Origin of the sequence: Symbiopectobacterium sp. RP, from assembly GCF_050472005.1 — a bacterium.
In the GTDB taxonomy this organism is placed as follows: Bacteria; Pseudomonadota; Gammaproteobacteria; order Enterobacterales; family Enterobacteriaceae; genus Symbiopectobacterium.
The window spans coordinates 245,414-267,139 of the sequence record NZ_JBGOGS010000002.1 but is presented as its reverse complement, the minus strand read 5'-3'; the positions used below and the strand labels follow the sequence as shown (position 1 = coordinate 267,139).

General features: G+C 51.7%; 14 protein-coding genes and 5 pseudogenes. 13 read left to right on the top strand and 6 right to left on the bottom strand.

Features of this window, described 5'->3' with window-relative positions; all coding sequences use genetic code 11:
* The first annotated feature begins 4 nt into the window (after positions 1–4).
* The 4 genes and pseudogenes from ACD630_RS19385 (at position 5) to tadA (ending at position 2,254) form a co-directional block, all read left to right on the top strand.
* Positions 5–928: pseudogene (locus tag ACD630_RS19385) on the top strand (IS5 family transposase).
* Between the two features lie 215 nt (positions 929–1,143).
* The gene (locus ACD630_RS19380; RefSeq protein ID WP_430360342.1) at positions 1,144–1,554 is read left to right on the top strand and encodes a hypothetical protein; all 411 of its coding nucleotides are present in this window, start codon (positions 1,144–1,146) and stop codon (positions 1,552–1,554) included.
* Between the two features lie 38 nt (positions 1,555–1,592).
* Positions 1,593–1,742, top strand: coding sequence for a hypothetical protein (locus tag ACD630_RS19375; protein ID WP_430360341.1), 150 nt, complete (start codon positions 1,593–1,595; stop codon positions 1,740–1,742).
* Positions 1,739–2,254 (top strand): tRNA adenosine(34) deaminase TadA, encoded by a 516-nt coding sequence (gene tadA, locus ACD630_RS19370; protein ID WP_430360340.1) that lies wholly within the window; start codon positions 1,739–1,741, stop codon positions 2,252–2,254. The genes ACD630_RS19375 and tadA overlap by 4 nt, the downstream gene beginning before the upstream one ends.
* 4 nt (positions 2,255–2,258) lie before the next feature.
* On the opposite strand, the pseudogene mltF reads toward tadA, so the two are convergent.
* Positions 2,259–3,785: pseudogene (mltF, locus tag ACD630_RS19365) on the bottom strand (membrane-bound lytic murein transglycosylase MltF).
* A gap of 215 nt (positions 3,786–4,000) precedes the next feature.
* Here mltF and purL point away from each other — a divergent pair.
* The 5 genes from purL to glnB all read left to right on the top strand — a co-directional run bounded on the left by purL (position 4,001) and on the right by glnB (position 12,599).
* A complete protein-coding gene (purL, locus tag ACD630_RS19360; RefSeq protein ID WP_430361201.1) occupies positions 4,001–7,885 on the top strand; it encodes a phosphoribosylformylglycinamidine synthase in 3,885 nt (1,294 codons plus the stop codon).
* 763 nt (positions 7,886–8,648) lie between these two features.
* Positions 8,649–10,085: a sensor histidine kinase gene (locus tag ACD630_RS19355; protein ID WP_430360339.1), complete on the top strand. Its 1,437-nt coding sequence runs from the start codon at positions 8,649–8,651 to the stop codon at positions 10,083–10,085.
* A gap of 3 nt (positions 10,086–10,088) precedes the next feature.
* A complete protein-coding gene (gene qseG, locus ACD630_RS19350) occupies positions 10,089–10,805 on the top strand; it encodes a two-component system QseEF-associated lipoprotein QseG (protein ID WP_430360338.1) in 717 nt (238 codons plus the stop codon).
* 14 nt (positions 10,806–10,819) lie between these two features.
* Positions 10,820–12,157 (top strand): two-component system response regulator GlrR, encoded by a 1,338-nt coding sequence (gene glrR, locus ACD630_RS19345; protein ID WP_430360337.1) that lies wholly within the window; start codon positions 10,820–10,822, stop codon positions 12,155–12,157.
* Between the two features lie 103 nt (positions 12,158–12,260).
* Positions 12,261–12,599, top strand: coding sequence for a nitrogen regulatory protein P-II (glnB, locus tag ACD630_RS19340; protein ID WP_195315181.1), 339 nt, complete (start codon positions 12,261–12,263; stop codon positions 12,597–12,599).
* Positions 12,600–12,645: 46 nt separating this feature from the next.
* On the opposite strand, the gene ACD630_RS19335 is transcribed toward glnB, so the two are convergent.
* Both ACD630_RS19335 and ACD630_RS19330 read right to left on the bottom strand, forming a co-directional pair.
* Entirely contained in the window at positions 12,646–13,533 is an 888-nt protein-coding gene (locus tag ACD630_RS19335; protein ID WP_430360336.1) for a methyltransferase domain-containing protein, read from the bottom strand.
* Between the two features lie 197 nt (positions 13,534–13,730).
* A pseudogene (locus ACD630_RS19330) lies at positions 13,731–14,217 on the bottom strand (IS5 family transposase); the annotation flags it as partial.
* A 36-nt stretch (positions 14,218–14,253) separates the two neighbouring features.
* Here ACD630_RS19330 and ACD630_RS19325 point away from each other — a divergent pair.
* Positions 14,254–14,589, top strand: coding sequence for an IS630 transposase-related protein (locus ACD630_RS19325; RefSeq protein WP_430360335.1), 336 nt, complete (start codon positions 14,254–14,256; stop codon positions 14,587–14,589).
* A 15-nt stretch (positions 14,590–14,604) separates the two neighbouring features.
* Entirely contained in the window at positions 14,605–15,075 is a 471-nt protein-coding gene (locus ACD630_RS19320) for an IS630 family transposase (protein WP_430361200.1), read from the top strand.
* Positions 15,076–15,095: 20 nt separating this feature from the next.
* Here the strand turns inward: ACD630_RS19320 and ACD630_RS19315 are convergent.
* Both ACD630_RS19315 and nikR read right to left on the bottom strand, forming a co-directional pair.
* A pseudogene (locus ACD630_RS19315) lies at positions 15,096–15,409 on the bottom strand (IS5 family transposase); the annotation flags it as partial.
* A 237-nt stretch (positions 15,410–15,646) separates the two neighbouring features.
* Positions 15,647–16,118, bottom strand: a pseudogene (gene nikR / locus ACD630_RS19310) (nickel-responsive transcriptional regulator NikR).
* Positions 16,119–16,812: 694 nt separating this feature from the next.
* Here nikR and ACD630_RS19305 point away from each other — a divergent pair.
* Positions 16,813–18,462, top strand: a complete 1,650-nt coding sequence (locus ACD630_RS19305; protein ID WP_430360334.1) for a thiamine pyrophosphate-binding protein — start codon at positions 16,813–16,815, stop codon at positions 18,460–18,462.
* 265 nt (positions 18,463–18,727) lie between these two features.
* The gene (locus ACD630_RS19300) at positions 18,728–20,218 is read left to right on the top strand and encodes a nucleotidyltransferase domain-containing protein (RefSeq protein WP_430360333.1); all 1,491 of its coding nucleotides are present in this window, start codon (positions 18,728–18,730) and stop codon (positions 20,216–20,218) included.
* Between the two features lie 103 nt (positions 20,219–20,321).
* Here the strand turns inward: ACD630_RS19300 and asd are convergent, their stop codons facing one another.
* Complete coding sequence (gene asd, locus ACD630_RS19295; RefSeq protein WP_430360332.1) at positions 20,322–21,425, bottom strand: aspartate-semialdehyde dehydrogenase; 1,104 nt, start codon at positions 21,423–21,425, stop codon at positions 20,322–20,324.
* Positions 21,426–21,726: the final 301 nt, after the last annotated feature.

Below are 21,726 nucleotides of genomic sequence, written 5' to 3'. Positions count from 1 at the left end.
CTCCATGGCAAAACAAAATTTTAAAATCACCAGCTGGCCCTCTTATAACAAGGCCCTCAAGCAGCGCGGTTCTCTAACCGTATGGCTAGATGAATCAGCCATTGCTGCATGGACGGAAAAAAACACTACTGAACGGCGTGGACGACCGCTCCACTACTCAAATATGGCCATCACCACAGTCCTGATGATGAAACGCGTGTTTGGCCTTTCATTGAGGGCTTTACAGGGTTTTGGTGACTCGATTTTTAAACTGATTAAATTGTCGCTCCATTGTCCAGACTATTCGCTGCTCAGCAAGCGAGCAAAGACAGTGAACATCAGCATAAAAACGCCAACCCGTGGTGAAATCTCACATCTGGTCATTGATGGAACCGGCCTGAAGGTCTTTGGCGAAGGCGAATGGAAAGTCCGGCAGCATGGTGCCGACAGACGCAGGGTATGGCGTAAGCTGCACCTGGCAGTAGACAGTGTGACGCATGAGATTATCTGTGTGGATTTGTCGCTCAGTGGTACGACCGATGCCCAAGCTCTACCGGCGCTGATAAACCAGACCCACCGGAAAATCAGAGAGGCATCGGCTGACGGCGCTTAGGATACAGTTTACTGCTATGATGCTCTGCTGAGGAAGAAAATAAGACCGCTTATCCCGCCACGAAGGGGGTCGCAATATTGGCAAGATCGCTACCACGAGCGTAACCCCGCTGTTTCAAATCAGCGCATTAGCGGTAGTAACGATATCTGGAAAAAGAAAGTGGGCTATCACCGGCGCTCAGTGGCTGAAACGGCCATGTTCCGGTTCAAAAGGCTTCTGGGTGGTCATCTAAGTCTGAGAGACTACGATGGTCAGGTGGGTGAAGCCATGGTCATGGTCAAAGCGCTTAACCTGATCACGCTATTAGGAATGCCGAACAGTATTCGCATCACGTAACAATCGACCCGTATGGGGCGCAGTCGTTACAAGTTCTGATTTATTCAACAAAGCCACGGTAAGGTTGAAGCCAGCCAGAGCAACGCTTTCATACTCACCGATACGCTGACCCGCTGGCATAAGTCAGAACTCGAGCAGTTCGCGCAGAGGCACTAACAGACGCCCCAGCTCGTTGAGCATAGGTATACACATCTTTTGCAATATCTGCTATTACGTTGCTGCATGATCTCAACTTATCCATCGGCGGGATTGATGCCCGCCTTAACCGGCGTTATCAGCGTCTGGTTAAGCAACACATGACTCCCCCAGCACTATTGGCGTCAGCCGTTAAAGACCTTGCCTGTGCGCAGAAAACAACATTCGCCACTACTCAGGCCGTTTGGCGTTTTTTTAATAATGAACGTATTAGCTTCAGTCAGCTCAATGAACCGATTATTTCGCTGGCTCTCCGGCAGGTTGCACTTAGCCCGCATCCATACGCTCCCGTCGTTCACGACTGGTCTCATTTACAGTTTCGTACCCACAATGGGAAAGAAGAACGTTTGAAAATGACGCATGGTGGCGACGTCGGTTATGAACTACAAACCAGCCTACTGCTTGATGCTGCAAATGGTTTACCAATATAGCCAACCGACTTAAAAATGATTACATCCAATGCCCTGATATGTGGCAAAAAATACAGCTAATTGTTATCAAAATAACGTCGCTTGGCTATAACGGTGTCAGCAAGGCAATAAGCACTCTGCTTTTTCTTCACACCCTGTATAATGCGCGCGACCAAAAAAGCGCGATGAATACCCAGGAGACACCATGAATGACACCCTTGATGGCCATGACACGTCTGATGAATATTGGATGCGTCATGCCCTGACTCTGGCCCAACGGGCGCAGGAGGAGGTGCCCGTCGGTGCCGTTCTGGTTCTGGATAATCAGGTGATTGGTGAGGGCTGGAATCGCCCCATCGGTCATCATGATCCGACGGCGCATGCCGAAATCATGGCGCTGCGTCAGGGGGGAAAAGTCTTGCAGAACTATCGCTTAATCAATGCGACGCTGTATGTAACGCTTGAGCCTTGCGTGATGTGCGCCGGGGCGATGGTTCACAGCCGTATTGGTCGACTGGTGTATGGTGCCAACGATGAAAAAACCGGAGCAGCAGGATCATTGGTCGACATCCTGCGCCATCCTAGCATGAATCATCAGATAACGATCACGTCTGGCGTGCTGGCTGCCGAATGCGCTCATACCCTCAGCGATTTTTTCCGTATACGCCGCGCGCAGCATAAAGCACGACGTGCTCAGGAAAAGGCTGACGGGGCTGCCTGATACCTTATTTGCCGAGTTTTTCTGGCGGTACGGCAGGGTAAGCGCTTGCTAACAGTTCCTGCTGCTGGATTTTATTGGCTTTCTCGGTCAGATATCCTTCCAGACTCAGCATATAGCGGCGGATATTTTCAACGTAGTTATAGGCTTCGTGGCCGCGTGCATAGCCGTAGGTGGTCTGGGTATAGTAGCGTTTCTGGCTGAGCATCGGCAGGCGAACCTTCACATCCGCCCAGCTATCGGGGTTACCCTTCTGTTTTTCCGTCAGTTTGCGCGCATCCAGCAGATGGGCATAGCCCATATTGTAGGAGGCCAGTGCAAACCAAATCTTCTCATCTTCGGGAATGCTTTCCGGCATTTTTTCCATCATGTGCGCCAGATAGCGCGCACCACCGCGAATGCTCTGTTCCGGATCGAGTCTGTCGGTCACATCCAGGCTCTCTGCGGTATTGCGCGTCAGCATCATCAACCCGCGCACGCCGGTCGCTGAGGTCGCCAATGGGTTCCAGTGTGATTCCTGATAAGAAATAGCCGCCAGCAATTTCCAGTCAATGTCGCTGGCATATTTGGTAAACAACGGTTGCAGATCGGGCAAGGTGTTATCGATGGCGCTCAGGAAGGTGCGGGTATCGACATAATCAAATTCACCCACATGGCCGAGGTATTTCTCTTCCTGGCGCGCCAGCGTGCCGTCTTCCACAGTTTGACTGAAAAAGTCCAACAGGGCGGCGTACAGGCTGTCGTCTTGGGTACGGCGCATATACCAGGTGACCGGCTCTTCGTCGCTCAGATCGAACGCCACGGAAAGCTGTGGGTGAATGCGCTGCATCAAAGCGATGGTGACGGAATCTGCCAGCGTGTAATCCAACGCGCCTTGCGCCACCTGTTTAAGCAAATCCTGCGTGCTCAGGTCTGAAGCGGCTTCCCAGCTTAACGCTGGATATTTATTGTTTTTCAAATCGCGTAACGTGGCGATATGGGCTGAGCCCGATGTGACCGCTAACCGACCACTCAGTTTCTCCAGATTTTTAGGGCGCGTGGCACTCATGCGGTAAACCAGTTGCTGCGAGACGGAATAGTAGGTTGGCCCAGCGCGAAAGCGATCCAATCGCTCATGGTTGTAGATCAGCCCGGCGGTAAGCAGATCGGCATTATCACTGTCCAGATCATCGAACAAGGCGTCAAGATTTGGGCGTGCCGATACCACCAGCTTCACGCCAAGGTAATCGGCGAATCGTTTAGCCAGTTCATGATCGAGCCCTGAGGGGGTTCCGTTACTGAGGGTATAGGTCAGCGGCGAATTGAGCGTGCTGATACGCAGCTCGCCCCGAGAAAGGATCTGATTGAGCTGTGTATCCTAGCCACTGCGCCAAGGGATGTTGGGCCAGAGCGCCAACATCAGCAGTAACGTAATAACCCCGATGAAAAAATAGTTTAATGTTAAACGCTTCAAATAGTTATCTCTCGGTGCCCGTGTGGCCTTTCTGTCTGTAACGGCAGTTTTTTTGTCTACACTCTCCCAGAGTGGGGGCATTTTGCTTAACAAACAGCCAGTGTGCAACAGTTATCCATCAGGTTAAAGTTTGACCATGACGAAAATAAGATGTGCAACAAACTCTGCGCAAACGGTTTCGTCTGGCGTCACAATTCTCTATAATGACGCGCGTTCCTCCCCTTGGCTGCGCGACGAAGTAGCGCCCACTGACGTACTGAAACTCAGTACATCGAAGACGAGAGATTTTTTAGATGATGGAAATACTGCGTGGTTCACCTGCCCTATCGGCCTTCCGTGTAAATAAGTTGCTGACGCGTTGCAAAGAGCACTTTTTGCCAATTAGTGACATCTATGCGGAGTACGTTCACTTCGCTGCCGTGCGTGCACCACTGAACAGCGATGAGCAGGTCAAACTGACACGACTGTTAAAATATGGCCCCTCTCTCGCGGAGCATGAGCCAAGTGGGCGCTTACTGTTGGTCACACAGCGTCCCGGCACCATTTCTCCCTGGTCTTCCAAAGCTACCGATATTGCGCGCAACTGCGCCTTGGATAAGGTGATTCGTCTGGAGCGCGGATTAGCCTTCTATATTCATGCGCCGACGCTGAGCGATGAACAGTGGCAGCAACTGGGCGCGTTGCTGCATGACCGCATGATGGAAACGGTATTCACCGAGATGGCGCAGGCGGAACAGCTGTTTGCCGAGCATCAGCCCGCCCCGTTGAAACGGGTAGACGCTCTGCTGGAAGGGCGTAAGGCGTTGGAACAGGCCAACGTGCGTCTGGGACTGGCGCTGGCGGAAGATGAAATCGACTACCTGTTGGATGCCTTTACCCATTTGGGCCGCAATCCGACCGACATTGAACTCTATATGTTTGCTCAGGCCAACTCTGAGCACTGCCGGCACAAAATTTTTAACGCCGACTGGGTGATTGACGGTGAAGCACAGCCCAAGTCGCTGTTCAAAATGATCAAGAACACCTTCGAGCACACGCCAGAACACGTGTTGTCTGCTTATAAAGATAACGCGGCGGTGATGGAAGGCTCCGAAGCGGGGCGTTTCTTTGCCGATCCGCAAGGGCACTATGCCTACCATCAGGAGCCGACACACATTCTGATGAAAGTGGAAACCCATAACCATCCGACGGCCATTTCTCCCTGGCAGGGTGCGGCGACCGGTTCCGGTGGCGAAATTCGCGATGAAGGGGCGACGGGGCGCGGTGCCAAACCTAAAGCGGGTCTGGTCGGGTTCTCGGTCTCTAACCTGCGTATTCCTAACTTTGAACAGCCGTGGGAAGAAGATTTCGGTAAGCCGGATCGCATCGTCAGCGCGTTGGACATTATGATTGATGGCCCGCTGGGCGGCGCGGCCTTTAATAACGAGTTTGGTCGCCCTGCGCTGACCGGTTACTTCCGTACCTATGAGGAGCAGGTTGACAGCCATAACGGCAGCGAGTTGCGCGGTTATCACAAGCCGGTGATGCTGGCGGGCGGTATTGGTAACATCCGTGCCGATCACGTGAAAAAAGGCGAGATCACGGTAGGTGCCAAGCTGATTGTATTGGGTGGCCCCTCCATGAATATCGGTCTGGGCGGCAGTGCAGCCTCCTCCATGGCCTCAGGCCAATCAGACGCCGATCTGGATTTCGCCTCCGTACAGCGCGATAACCCGGAAATGGAGCGTCGTTGTCAGGAAGTGATCGACCGCTGCTGGCAACTGGGTGAAGAGAACCCGATCCTGTTTATCCACGACCTGGGGGCGGGCGGTCTGTCCAACGCCATGCCGGAGCTGGTAAGTGATGGCGGGCGCGGCGGCCGCTTTGAACTGCGCGACATTCTCAACGATGAGCCAGGCATGAGCCCGCTGGAAGTGTGGTGTAACGAATCACAAGAGCGCTATGTACTGGCGGTTGCACCGGAAAAACTGGCGCTGTTTGATGAACTGTGCCGCCGTGAGCGCGCCCCTTACGCCGTGATTGGTGAAGCGACGGAAGAGCAGCATTTAACCTTGAACGATCGCCACTTCAATAATCAGCCGATCGATCTGCCGCTCGACGTGCTGCTCGGCAAAACACCGAAAATGCTGCGCGACGTCAAACGCCTGGTTAGCGAGGGCACCTTGCTGAACCGCGAAGGCATCTTCTTGGCCGAAGCGGTAGAGCGTGTGATGCACCTGCCGGTGGTGGCAGAGAAAACTTTCCTGATCACCATTGGTGATCGTTCCGTGACCGGTATGGTGGCTCGCGATCAGATGGTCGGACCGTGGCAGATCCCGGTGGCAAACTGTGCCGTCACTACTGCAAGCCTCGACAGCTACCACGGTGAAGCGATGTCTATTGGCGAACGTGCACCTGTGGCGTTGCGTGACTTTGGTGCCTCCGCGCGTCTGGCGGTAGGGGAAGCATTAACCAACATTGCCGCGACCCAGATTGGCGCGTTAACGCGCGTGAAGCTCTCCGCAAATTGGATGTCGGCAGCAGGACACCCCGGTGAAGACGCAGGACTTTACGAAGCGGTAAAAGCCATCGGCGAAGAACTCTGTCCGGCATTGGGGTTGACCATTCCGGTGGGTAAAGACTCCATGTCGATGAAAACCCGCTGGCAAGATGGCGATCAAGAGCGCAGCGTCACCTCTCCGCTTTCACTGGTAATCACAGCATTCGCCCGCGTAGAAGATGTGCGTAAAACCGTCACGCCGCAGCTGCGCACCGATCGTGATAACGTGCTGCTGCTTATCGACTTGGGTGCCGGGCACCATACGCTGGGCGCTACAGCGTTAGCACAGGTCTACCGTCAGCTGGGCCGCCATACTGCGGATGTGCGTAATCCGCAACAGTTGGCTGGCTTCTTTAATGCTATCCAAACGCTGGTGGCGGATGATGCGCTGCTGGCCTATCACGACCGTTCTGATGGAGGCCTGTTGGTGACGCTGGCCGAAATGGCGTTTACCGGTCACTGCGGCATCGAGGTTGATATCGCGGCCTTGGGTAACGATCCGCTGGCCTCATTGTTTACTGAAGAACTGGGTGCTGTGATTCAAGTGTCCGCCGATCGTCTGGCGTACGTTGAGCAGGTAATGGCCGATCACGGTTTGGGTGATATTGTTCATCGTTTGGGTCATGCCGCTCAGGGCAACCGCTTTGTGATTACGCATGGCAACGATGTGGTGTATCAGGAGAGCCGTACCACGCTACGCACCTGGTGGGCGGAAACCACCTGGCAAATGCAGCGCCTGCGTGACAACCCGCACTGTGCCGATCAGGAACATGCTGCTAAACAGGATGAGACCGATCCGGGCCTGAATGTCTCACTGACGTTCGATCCAGCACAGGATATTGCAGCGCCCTTTATCGCCAAAGGTGTTCGTCCTAAAGTGGCGGTGTTGCGTGAGCAGGGTGTTAACTCTCACGTTGAAATGGCGGCTGCGTTCCATCGCGCCGGTTTTGATGCCATCGATGTGCACATGAGTGATTTGCTGGCAGGCCGTCGCAATCTGCAAGACATCCAGGCGCTGGTCGCATGCGGTGGCTTCTCTTACGGCGATGTGTTGGGTGCCGGTGAGGGCTGGGCGAAATCCATTCTGTTTAACCCGCGGGTGCGCGATGAGTTTGCCGCTTTCTTCCAACGTCCGCAAACGCTGGCACTCGGCGTGTGCAACGGTTGCCAGATGATGTCCAATCTGCGCGAACTGATCCCGGGCGCAGACCACTGGCCGCGCTTTGTGCGCAACCTGTCTGACCGCTTTGAAGCGCGCTTCAGCCTGGTTGAAGTCACCAAAAGCCCGTCATTGTTTATGAATGACATGCTGGGATCGCGTATGCCAATCGCTGTTTCTCACGGTGAAGGGTACGTTGAAGTGCGCGATGCTGCCCACTTGGCGGCGTTGGAGCATGAGCATCTGGTCGCACTGCGCTTCGTGAACAACTTTGGACAGGTAACCGAGAACTATCCGGCGAACCCGAACGGTTCTCCGAACGGTATCACGGCAGTCACCAGCACCAACGGTCGCGCTACAGTGATGATGCCGCACCCGGAACGCGTTTTCCGTACCGTGAGCAATCCTTGGCATCCGGAAACCTGGGGTGAAGACAGCCCGTGGATGCGCATGTTCCGCAACGCGCGTCATCAGCTTGGCTAAGGGGTAGCTGGACATTGACTATAAAAGGGGCGAATAGCCTCTTTTTAATCTGATGACAACGCAACGTTACCTACTAGTCATCCTCGGCGAAAGCTGGGATCTCTGTAAGAAGAAACGCGTCTCTTCTGCAACAGATTCTCGCCTTCTCAGGAATGACGGAGGGAGGAATGACGGCTTTAGGTAGTCTGTCGCAATACAGCGACAATTTGCTCTATTGATGTCTCTTTTTGGAGACATTTAATTAATTGATTTTATTGAGTCTATACATTAAGTGATATAAATCGTCTTTTTTTGACGACAGATTTTAGCCATTGGCGGCGTAGTATGACGTGAATCAAGGCACCTTACCGTCCTTTAACCGACTGGTGTAAATTTAAGTTATTATTTATCAGTTAGTTAAAGTAAATATTGTGAACTGGCATGAATACTGCATAATATCACGCGTTGCTCATTCACCTCGCTATGATTGCGCTGTTGATGACGTCGCTTTGCGCTCATAACACTCCGAATGACGCCACAAGAAAGGGTGCCTATCGTCCACTACACCGATAACAGTCTGCTATGCAGCTTTATCAAACATCGGGCGACACGTTGAGTGAGGCACCACCTATTCAGTTGCCCAGTTAGCGCATACGCAACCGGGCAGCGACTGACTCTCTTTTCTGTACCTCTTGATGGGTTTATCACCCCCGCTTACTCAAGGGAAAAACATTGCGCTTTTATGCCACTTCGTTAGCATCATGACGGATGAATAAATAACGAGATGATTTCCTTGAAACGTTGGCGTCTGTTTCCGCGCTCTTTGCGCCAATTAGTGATTATGGCGTTCCTGCTGGTCCTTTTGCCGCTGTTGGTACTCGCCTATCAGGCGTATGACAGTCTGGATACGCTGAGCGAACAAGCGGCGGACATTAACAAATCCATGCTGGTGGACGCGCGCCGCAGTGAAGCCATGAGTGGCACCGCATTGGCGATGGAGCGAAGCTATCGCCAATACTGCGTGCTGGATGACAGCACGCTGGCTACCCTCTACCAAAGCCAACACAAACAGTATGCGCAGATGCTGGAAGCGCACAGAAATGTCCTGCCCGATCCCCGCACTTATCAACAGCTAAGCCAGCACCTTGCCGCGCTGGCGACCTTGGATTGTTCCAATAGCACGCCGACTAACGCGGCCCAGGAGCAGCTGACGCAGTTTGCTCAGGCCAATGCGCAACTGCTGCAAATGACGCGTGAAGTGGTGTTTTCTCGCGGGCAGCAATTGCAACAGGGCATCGCCGAGCGCGGCAAGTTTTTCGGCTGGCAGTCGCTGGTACTGTTTATGGTCAGTTTGCTGTTAGTGATGCTGTTTACCCGTATGATCATCGGACCGGTTAAGGGTGTGGAGCGTATGATCAAACGCTTGGGAGAAGGGCGATCGCTCGGTAATACCAGCACCTTTAAGGGGCCAAGAGAGATTCGTACGCTGGCACAACGTATTATCTGGCTGAGTGAGCGACTTTCCTGGTTGGAATCGCAGCGGCATGAATTTCTGCGTCATATCTCCCATGAGCTGAAAACCCCGTTGGCGAGCCTGCGCGAAGGCACCTCGCTATTGGCCGACGAAGTTGTCGGACCATTGACGTCGGATCAAAAAGACGTGGTGGCTATTCTGGATAACACCAGCCGGCACCTGTTGGAACTTATCGATCAGTTGCTGGATTACAACCGCAAGCTGGCGGATACCCCAACGGAGATGGAGCCTGTCGACATTGATGAGGTGGTGGATATCGTGATGTCTTCGCACAGTTTGCCTGCGCGCACCAAGGCGATCCACACCGAAACGCGACTTGATATTACCCAGTGCTGGGCCGAGACCACATTACTGATGCGCGTTATCGATAATCTCTATTCCAATGCGGTGCACTACGGCAAGGAATCCGGTAACATTTGGATTCGGAGTCGCCAGCATGGGCACCGGGTTCAAATCGACGTCGCCAACGATGGCGCACCGATCCCTGAAGCAGAACAAGGCATGATTTTTGAGCCCTTTTATCAGGGAAGCCACCAGCGTAAAGGTGCGCTGAAAGGCAGCGGTCTTGGGTTGAGCATCGCGCGCGATTGTATTCGTCGTATGCGGGGGGAACTGAGCCTGATACCGGTGGATTATGCTGACGTCTGTTTTCGTATTGAATTGCCCTTAACCGCTGAGAATGAATAACAAATGAAAGCAAGGTGCTCTGACGGCAGGGTTCGCGGTGCGGTATTGGCGCTCCTGGCGCTCCTGGCGCTGCTCGCGGGCTGCGTTGACACTACCCATCACCGTATTGCGATACGTGATGTTGAAAATGTCACGCCGAGGGAACAAGTGAGCGACTACCGTCTGACGCAGTGCGATAGCCTGTGGCATATTGACGATCGCGACGCGGTGAATAACGCCCTTTATTGGTTGCGGGCGATGGATTGTGCTGAGCGATTAACCCCGCAACAGGCACGTGAGGTGGCGCAAACGCTGGGGAGCACGACCTGGGATCAGGCATTCAAGCAGAGCATTTTACTCGATCAAGTCAAAATCACCCCGGCGGAACGACGTCAGGCGCTCGATCGGCTGAATGGGTTTCAAACGGACTTTCCCGCGGCGCTGCGTCCGCTGCTGCAAACCTGGCAGGACAAGCAAACGTTCTGGCTGGCGTTGACGGATGAGCGCATACGCACTCAGCGTTTGCAAGAGGCCAACGACAAACAGCTCGAAGCGATGCGGGGTCAACAGAGCAATTTGCAATATCAACTGGATGTGACGACGCGCAAACTGGAAAACCTGACGGATATTGAGCGTCAACTTTCTACCCGCAAGGCGATGAGCAGTGAACTTCCGGAGCCTGCGGCTTCGCATGAGTCTGGCGCGGTTGAACGCCACGGTGCGCCTGCGGCGTCAAAATAGGAGCCTACACGCCCATGACAATTCCAAAAACGGCTGATTTGCTGCTGGTCGATGACGATCCCAGTTTGCTAAAACTGCTGGGAATGCGTTTGACCAGCGAAGGGTTTCATGTCGTGACGGCTGAAAGCGGAGCGGAAGCGCTGCGCGTGCTGTCACGCGATAGCATTGACTTGGTCATCAGCGATTTGCGCATGGATGAAATGGATGGCTTGGCGCTATTTTCTGAAATACAGAAGCAGCAACCAGGACTGCCGGTGATTATTCTTACCGCTCACGGATCGATTCCGGACGCTGTGGCCGCGACGCAGCAAGGGGTATTTGGCTTTTTGACCAAACCGGTGGATCGCGATGCGCTCTATAAGGCGATCGATGATGCGCTGGCGCTCAGCGCCCCAGCCGGAGAACCTCACTGGCGAGAAACCATCGTGACGCGTAGCCCGGTGATGCTGCGTTTGCTGGAACAAGCTAAACTGGTGGCGCAATCTGACGTTAGCGTGCTGATTAACGGCCAGAGCGGAACCGGTAAAGAAGTGCTGGCGCGGGCAATCCACAGTGCCAGTCCACGCGCAAAAAACGCGTTTATCGCTATTAACTGTGGCGCACTGCCGGAACCGTTGCTGGAGTCTGAACTGTTTGGTCATGCCAAAGGCGCGTTTACCGGTGCGGTCAGCAGCCGCGAGGGGTTGTTTCAGGCGGCTGAAGGGGGCACGTTGTTTCTTGACGAAATCGGCGATATGCCGCTGTCTTTACAGGTCAAACTGCTGCGTGTATTGCAGGAACGTAAGGTGCGTCCATTGGGCAGCAATCGGGATATCGATATCAATGTGCGCATTCTTTCCGCCACGCACCGCGATTTGCCGGTCGCCATGGAAAAAGGCGAATTTCGTGAAGATCTCTACTATCGTTTAAATGTCGTGACCATGAAATTGCCCGCACTGCATGAACGGGCCGAGGATATTCCGCTGCTGGCAAATCATCTGCTGCGTGAAGCGGCCAATCGGCATAATCCGTTCGTTCGCAGTTTTTCCAGTGATGCAATGAAACGCTTGATGACGGCGAGTTGGCCCGGTAATGTGCGTCAATTGGCGAATGTGATTGAACGCTGCGTGGCGTTGACCAGTGCGCCAGTGATTAACGATGCGCTGGTAGAACAAGCGTTAGAAGGCGAGAATACCGCGTTGCCGACCTTTGTGGAGGCACGTCACCAGTTTGAGCTGAACTATTTACGTAAGTTGCTGCAAATTGCCAGAGGCAACGTGACGCAGGCGGCCAGAATGGCGGGGCGTAATCGCACCGAATTCTATAAATTGCTTGGACGTCACGCATTGGATGCCAACGATTTTAAAGAGTGACAACGCGTTTGACGTTGTTACACCTGACGTTATCATTTCACTGAATGTTTGTTACTGATGCCCGACTGCGGTCGAAGAGAAACAGGTTCACAAAGGTTATTTCATGAAAAAAATAGATGCGATTATCAAACCGTTCAAATTGGACGACGTACGTGAAGCGTTAGCCGAAGTGGGTATCACCGGCATGACTGTCACGGAAGTAAAAGGATTCGGGCGCCAGAAGGGCCATACCGAACTGTATCGCGGTGCAGAATATATGGTCGATTTTCTGCCCAAGGTAAAAATCGAGTTGGTGGTTGCCGATGACATCGTCGATACCTGTGTCGAAACCATCATTCAGACTGCCCAGACCGGCAAAATTGGTGACGGCAAGATTTTCGTGTTTGATGTGGCACGCGTGGTGCGTATCCGTACTGGCGAAGAAGACGAAGCGGCTATCTGATGCTTTAGCCACACTCCTCGCCGAGCGAGGAGTGTGGAATGTCCTGTCAAGGTGCGGTGAGTGTCCAGCCCGCTAGAACCTTGTCCTTAGTGTATTCTGCGGTCTGCTCTACGGTGAGCTGACGCCGTCCGTCATTTTTTTCTGCACCCGCACCGGTTGAGTGGTATTCGAAGAAACGCGAATCTTGCGGCTGGAACCAGATTTTCTCGCCTTTGATATCTTTGCCGGACATTTTGTCCCAGCCGTATAGCCAACCGACATTATTTTGATAACAGCCAGCTATGCTTTTTTGCCGCATATCAGGGCATCTGTTGTAATCATTTTTAAGTCGGTTGGTTATATCGGTATTCACGTAGTGATCCTCCAGCCCGAGATAGCGAGCATTGGCGCGATCGTCCAGATAGCCGAGACGTGAGGATTCATCAAACAGTTGCAGATACCAGTTGGCATCGAAATTAAGCAGGCGACCGCCGGGGGCCAGCAGACGGCGCCACTCCCTGTAGGCGCGCAGCGGTTCAGCCAGATTCCAGGTCACGTTGCGCGTGACGATCAGGTCGAACTGGTTGTCCGCCAGTGGCATCGCATGTACATCAGCGGAGACAAAATCGACGTGAACAGCGTAATGTGCGGCATTGGCTCGAGCCTCGGTGAGCATCGCTTCCGTCATATCCACAGCGGTAACCCGATGCCCGGCCAGCGCCACGGCAAAAAAGCCGGGACCGGTGCCAATATCCAACACGCGCAGCAAAGGTGCATCAGGGGCATACTCCATGATTTTTTTCAGCCAACGGGCACGCTTGGCATTCGCCAGTTCGGTGGCATTGATATGGCTATACTCTGCGGCGCGGTGCGTCCAATAGCGCTGGACGTCCTGATTTAATGCGGTGTTTTCATTAACGACAAGGTCATTATTTTCAGCAAGTATCGAGCTCACTCGGTGATTCCTGTTCAATGCCATTCAAGCAGAATGCGGCAACACGATGTCGACTAGGCTGTGTCCCTTAATTGCGTAACCGGCGGTAAAACAAGCGGATGCAATCCAGTTTCACCATTGCTATAGCCAAGCAACATTATTTTGATAACAATTAGCTGTATTTTTTTCCACATATCAGGGCATTGGCTGTAATCATTTTAAGTCGGTTGGCTATAGTTTCTTGCCATTTTTTCATAACGTGTGGCGATCCGTCGATATTCCTTTAAACGGCCAAAACACCTTTCCACAACGTTGCGGCGGCGATAAGCATCACGATCAAGTTGCGAGCGTCCATCTGAAGCCAGTTTTTCATTTGATTTCCGGGGAATAACCGTTTTTATCCCTCTTTTTTTCAACTCGTTACGTAGTGCATTCCCAGAGTAGGCTTTGTCAGCCAGTACTGCATGGCCACGACGCTTCATGCTGCCGTTCTGGCGTTGCACGCCAATTCCGTCCAGGAGTCGTAACGCAAACAGGCTTTCGTGACCCTGCCCAGCACTCAGTACGATGTTTAGCGGGATGCCGCTTCCGTCAGTCGCCATGTGGATTTTGTGCCATAACCACCTCGTGAGCGACCCAAGCTATTATCGTTGGTAATATCGAGATGTTTTTTTGAGCGCCAGCCGCACATTTGAGCGCACGGATATAGATAAACGACTTAATTTTGATTACATTATTTAAATGAGCTATTCAATTGATTTTAGACGTAAAGTGATATCTACACGGGAAGAAGAAGGGTTGAGTATCCGAGAAACAGCGAAGCAATTTCGGATTGGCCCTGCCTCTGTATCGCGTTGGATTAATCAAATAGCGTCAAAAGCATCGACCACGCGTCAGCGAAAGAGCGATAAATCCGAGTTGATAAAAGATGTTGAACCATATCCAGATGCTTACCAAAAAGAACGTGCAGAGCGTTTTGGCGTTTGTCAGAAGGCCATTTGGCAAGCTCTTAAAAAGCTGGGATTGACCTATAAAAAAACGCTACGTCATCCGAAAGCCGACGAAAGCGCCCGGTAAGCATTTCAACAAAAAATACAACAGTATGAAAAAGAAGGTAAACCCATTGTTTTTATTGATGAAAGTGCTTTTCCACACGATACCCCACAGACTCACGGCTATTCCCCAAAAGGTCAACGGTGTTTTGGCCTGAAGAACGGGGGAGCCAAGGGAAGAACAAATGTTATCGGCGCGTTATTAGGCACAACGCTGTTTGCTATCGGATTATTTGATATCAATATTAACAGCAATGTTTTCTATTCCTGGGTCACACAAGTCCTTATCCCAGTACTCCCTAAAAACAGGGTAATCGTGATGGACAATGCAACTTTTCACAAAAAACATAATATTCAACAAGTCATCATCGATGCAGGGTATATGGTGGAGTATTTGCCTACATATTCGCCAGATCTTAACCCCATTGAGCATAAATGGGCACAAGCAAAAAGCAAAAAAAGAGAGAGTGGTTGCGATACAGAGATTTTGTTCTCAGTCCATATGGTGTAATCAAAATTAAGTCGCTTGGCTATATTACTGCCATCCAGCGCAGTGGCTGACCAGTCAACAAGTCTATGAGCATCAAGAAATGAAAGTAACTTATTGAAAACAATGTTAATGATTCAAGACCTTGACCATCTATTGAAACGGTTATAAACGGTTTTCCATGGGCCGTAACGTTCAGGTAAATCACGCCATGGTGCGCCTGAACACAGTATCCAGAACATGCCGTTGAAGATTTTTCGATGTTCTGCCCACGGCCGGCCCGCGGAGATGTCAAAACGGTTGGCAACAAGGGCTCAATGATTGCCCATGCTTCATCAGAAAGATCGTAGAGAGCCATAATAAAAAGTGTCGTAGAAACAGATGGATACTATAGCTCAAGCAATCAAGCAATCAAGCAATTAAGGGACACAGCCTAGCGTGCTTGGAGCACCGAGCCCAAAGGGGAAGAGGCTATTATTGTGAGGCGATTTATAGCAGATTGATGCAGGCAGTTTAACCGCAGAGTATGAGGTTTTTAAAAAAAATCATACTTCTTTGATCTTACTTAATTCCTGCCCACATTAGCGAACGAATATCAGCACGGTATCAGGTTGAGTCGTCCGTGTCTCACGCCCGTTTGCGCCATCACCGATTCGGCAAACACTTCTATCTGAGCCGTGGTGCCACGCAGAATCAAGGTTTCCACGCACTCATCATGGCTGAGGTGAGCATGCATGGTTGACACGGTCAACCCGTGGTGGTCGTGCTGCATCTCCGCCAGACGGCTGGAAAGCTGACGTTCATGATGGTCGTAAATATATAGCCAACCGACTTAAAAATGATTACAGCCAATGCCCTGATATGTGGCAAAAAAATACAGCTAATTGTTATCAAAATAATGTCGCTTGGCTATAGCTCAATATCGCCACGCACGGGCCTTGCTTATCCTGTTCCAGCGTCATTTCGCCGAGCTCACGCCGCAACATATCGCGAAACGCCTCAGAGCGGTTGGCATACCCTTTGCGACGCATCAGCTCGTCAAGGTCCTGTGCCAGTTCGTTATCCATAGGGCTTTGTTGAATAATAGTGAGTCATGCTGTTTTGCCAGCCAGTTTTGGTAGAAAATGCTTGTAACCTCAGGTTTACAGTTTTCTTATGAGGCCTGACTGCATGATTTTGCGTTGCGAGGATCTGTCGTTTCACCGGGGGTGCAGCATAAAATATGTTTATTCAACAAAGCCCATCCATAGAGATGGTCAGTCGTTGCATGTTGCTCTCGTTTCGAAAAACCCATTTTGGGACTAATAATGAAAGCATTATAATAGGATGTTGACTTAAGTGATATCTTTCTTCTTCAGTTGCAGAGAGAAACGTGTGAATTTCATATTTGTTGAACATACGCACCCATTGAATAACATCACCACGTCGAATATATTTAATGTAGAAAATCAATAAATTCGCTAAAGTAGCATAGTAACAACCGAAGTAATAATAAGACTGAAACCCCATCCTGCCGTTACCATCGACTATTTTCTTTTCACCTGACGTTTATTTTCTATTGATGTACAAGCTTTATACTCCGTATCATCAAGCGTTGCGCTTTTACTTACTGCCATTCACAGAGATTACAACTTGTGGCTTTTATAAATAAAAAGATAAAAAAACAGCACCTGATAAAAAATCATTCCACATGGTTATTTCATATATTTAACACATCCGGGACCGTAATTATTGACAGAACCTCACGGACAGGAGATGAACATGCAATTTGATGAAATTTTTCTTAAGGCGATGTCCAGCATGGGTTTAAAAAAATGTTTCGGCATTATTGGCGGTGAAGCGGAAGCGATAAACTTTGATAAAGCATTTGGTATTCATTTTTATTTAACGAGACATGAATTTGCGGCAGGCATTATGGCAGGCGTCGTGGGACGGCTCACCGGAATGCCCCATATGTGTTGGGCCACGGTTGGCCCTGGGTTAACCAATATGGCTACGGGCGTGTGTTCCGCCATGTTGGACCGCTCGCCCATGCTCGCCTGCTCCGCGCAAATTCCACGATCACAGATCAGGTTTAACCTGACGCACCAATGTATTGATAACGTCGGATTGATGGCAAGCATCACTAAATCCAGCCTGCAACTCGAAAAAGTGGAAGAGCTGGTTTCTCACGTCCAGACCGCATTGCAGCGCCCGCTGGATGGCTTGCCCGGCCCCGCCTATCTCAGTATCCCGCTGGATCTGCTGAAAACCGAGGTGCCGGATAGGGAGGCTCTGGACATCTTGCAAGCCGTGCAGCCACTCACCCGGAGGAAGAAAATCAAGCCAGCGCGCGCCGATATTATCCGCGCTGCCCAGTGCATTACCAATGCAACGCACCCGATGATTGTCATTGGTAATCAGGTTATCCGCGACAACGCACAGGCGAGCGTGTGCCGCTTCGCCCAACAGATCAATGCGCCAATTATCTGCTCCCTTGCGGCCAAGGGTGCTGTACCCGACGATCACCCACAGTTTCTCACTGCCGCCAACAAATATCTGGATAGCGTATACCACACTCCCGTACTGCATTCGCTGTTTGAAGGCGTCGATTTGATGATTTTGATCGGCTACGATTTCGGTGAAGATCTGAAACCGGCATTGTGGGGTAACGATAAACCCACACTCGTGATAAACAGCGTAGATGTCCACATGGGTGATATTTTCCAGCCCGATATTCTCTGCCTGGGCAATATCACACGCAGTCTTGACCAACTTTCCCACCACGCATTGCCCCAGCAAGAATGGCTGGCGGCTCACCAGCGATTGAAGCGTTTTTTTGACCAGCGCCAGCCCGAAGCACATCCTGACGCCGTCACCGATATTCCACGCATTGTGGCTGCCGTGAGTACTGCGCTGGGGCGTGACGGTATATTCTGTAGCGACGTCGGGCTGCATAAACAGTATGCCGGACTGCTGGCCACCACGTACCGCTCAAACCACTTTTTATGTTTCAACATCTGCGGCAGTTTCGGCTTTGCGCTTCCCGCAGCGATGGCGGCACAGATATGCCATGCCGAAACGCGCGTTATTGCCTTTTGCGGCGACGGCGGATTTCACTCCACCAGCCAGGAGCTGGAAACCCTTGTCCGGTATTCGCTACCGGTGGTTATCGTTGTTCTGTCGGATTCCGCGTTTGGCCTTATCAAGTATTACCAGAATCGCAATAGTTCTGAACCACAACGTCATCTGACCGAAGTCGGCCCGGTCGATTTCACCCTGCTGGCTAACGCCAATGGTGTATCAGCGACAAAAATTTTGGATATCGCTGATTTTCCTGATGCGCTCGAAAAAGCATTTCAGACACACCAGCCCCATTTAATAGAGATACCCGAAAAATATGATTACAACCTTTTACAGTACGTCGCATGAACAGCCATTTATTGTCATCACTGAAGCATACATCCACTTATTTTATAAAAAAACGACACTCAACGATTCAAGCTAATTACCATAAAAACCATTTTTTTGAAATACACAGAAGACCATCAGAACGTTCTGACATCAATTATTATTGAGACGCAAAATTGAAAACAGGATTAAGCATGTATTTACTGAGAATGAAAAACATCGTTGAGGTAAATACTGCACTCCTCTTTTTAGTCAATAACATAAAACACATGGATCTATAGTCATCATGAATAAAAAAACAGATGCCCGTACACAGCATTTTTGCACCACTGCCAAATATCTGTTAGGCGATAACCTGTCCGGCATTGCAGAAACAGACGCCTTTTTACGACAGCCTGATTATTCATCACGTGCTGTCGGTCATTATTATTTGATCGTGCACGAAGACGGTGGGGAAAAAATGGCATTTGCAGCACAGTATCTGCACGCTGAGTTTCCCGAGCTGTCACTGAATTACCTTACAGAAAGAGAATTGGCCGACTATCCTGCTCATGGCCGCTGGCCGTTCCATACCTGTCCCTGGCCCTACCGTAGCGCATCGACAGAACGCGCACTCTCCGCATGCGAACCCGATTACCCGGACGCACTGCGGCAGGCGACTTTCGCCACAACCCATATTGCTCGCCTCTATTATTTGCGTGATTTACCCGCAAAGACCCATACCTGGGGCGTGCGCCAATTGGGCTGGGCGATGCGCTATGCAGAGCAGGGACTCAGCAAATTGCTGGGGCAGTTGGAAACACGTCACCATAGCCCGCTGTCAGTCGCGGGAATGAATAAAGAAGACCTACGCTGGTTAACCTACACCAACAACCATTGGCAGCCCTTTGAACGCTCACTGTTGGAAAACGCGAATACTTTTCGCGCCGCCGCCGCACGGCTGAGCGCCATCGTAGAGTGCTATGTCCAACACATTGCCGCAGGCTACCCAGACACACAGCACGTGATCGCCCAACGTGCTGAAACCGCGCCTGCAACGATTCACGCCATGACGGCACCGATCGTCGGTGCACTCAACGCCGCCTTCGCTGACCGTCTGCTATCGCTTTATCTCTATGGCAGCGCTGCACACGGCGATATGAGACCGGATTCGGATATTAACCTTATGGCGGTGTTCGACAATGTCGACCATCCCACGTTGGAGCAGGTGCGACGCACACAGCACCGCTTCGAAAAACTCTCGCTCTCCGTCTATAGCCTCAACAATATCCGACAATACCCCACATTTCGCCGCTATGGTTTGCTCAACGGCACTCGCCACCTCGCTGGACCCTCCTGTTTTGCACAGACTGGCGGCCCGTCAGACAACGTGAACGCCATTTTGAATAATCTCTATACCATCCGCCAGGTTGCACGCGGCTATCTGGTGAGCGGATGCTATGGTCAGCGCGCACATTACCAATTAAGCCTTATGGTAAAGCTGGCCGATCACGGCTGTCTCCGCCCCTTGCAGCAATGGCAAAGCCTCCATTATCCCGCTAACCGGAACGAGACGATCGCTTATTTTTCCGACTGTGGCTTCGCCTCCTCCCTGCTTGAACATGCCTCCCGGCTGACACAAGAAGAAGAGGCACTACGCATACAGCTCATGGCAGGAAATCGCCAGGCGCTCACACGACAGTGGCTGACACTAAATACCTTTGCCCAACGTATCGAAAACCTGCTCAGGGAAAATGTCACTGAAAAGATCAACGGTATTGATGCTGCATGCCGTTAAAAAGGTAGAGAGCATGGCAAGCGATAGTAGAACAAAGAAAGCAACGGCAGGAAGTGAGAGAGAACATGCCCTGCATAACGCGGGGCATTCAATCCAGAGGGGACTACAGCAGGATGCGCAGCATACGGCGCAGCGGTTCTGCCGCGCCCCACAACAGTTGGTCACCCACTGTAAAGGCGGAGAGATACTGCGGCCCCATGTTCAGTTTACGCAGACGCCCCACTGGTGTGGAAAGCGTGCCGGTTACCGCAGCTGGCGTCAATTCACGCATGGAGAGCTCGCGATCGTTTGGCACCACTTTCACCCAATCGTTATGGGTTGCCAGCAGTTGTTCGATTTCAGACACCGGAACATCTTTCTTCAGTTTCAGAGTGAACGCCTGGCTGTGGCAACGCAGCGCCCCGATGCGGACGCACAAACCATCCACCGGGATTACGGACTGGGTGCCGAGAATTTTGTTGGTTTCTGCCTGACCTTTCCACTCTTCGCGGCTCTGGCCATTATCCAGCTGTTTGTCGATCCACGGGATCAGGCTGCCTGCCAACGGTACACCGAAATTGTCGGTCGGCAACGTGCCACTGCGCGTCAGCGCGGTGACTTTGCGTTCGATATCCAAGATGGCAGAGGCAGGGTCCTGCAACTCTTTCGCCACATCATTGTGTAGCAGACCCATCTGAACCAGCAATTCGCGCATATGGCGCGCACCGCCGCCAGATGCCGCCTGATAGGTCGCCACAGAGGCCCATTCCACCAGATCGTGCGCAAACAGGCCACCCAGCGACATCAGCATCAGGCTGACGGTACAGTTGCCGCCAACAAACGTTTTAATGCTGTTGTCCAGACCCTGTTTGATCACAGCATGGTTGACCGGATCGATGATGATGATGGCGTCATCGCGCATACGCAGCGAGGAGGCCGCATCGATCCAATACCCCTGCCAGCCGCTTTCACGCAGCTTGGGGTAAACCTCATTGGTGTAATCACCGCCTTGGCAGGTGATGATGATATCCAGCGCGCGCAGTGCATCCAGATTGTAGGCGTCTTGCAACATGCCCTGCTGTCCACCCAGTACCGGAGCAGCCTGACCGTGTTGTGACGTGGAAAAGAACACCGGACGAATCAGGTCAAAATCACGCTCTTCCTGCATACGCTGCATCAGAACGGAACCCACCATACCGCGCCAGCCGATAAAACCAACATTTTTCATGGTAACAATCCTGCCTTGGGATGACACAAAGAATTTGGACTGCCACACAGGCAGTACTGACGGCCGACACACACTCTGTTACCCTGTTCTCGTCAGGTGAATGTCTTGCAGAACAATAGGTTTACCACACGCAAATGCGCGCAAACCGTGGCGGCAGGACTATCATGACGGCAGAGCGAGGGGTAATAAAAATCGGTTTATCACCAAACTCAGCAAATATTACATAAAGTGATGACTATACCCTAAATAATTCGAGTTACGGGAAGGCGGCAAGAGAAGGAGTCCCGATGAGCTTACTCAG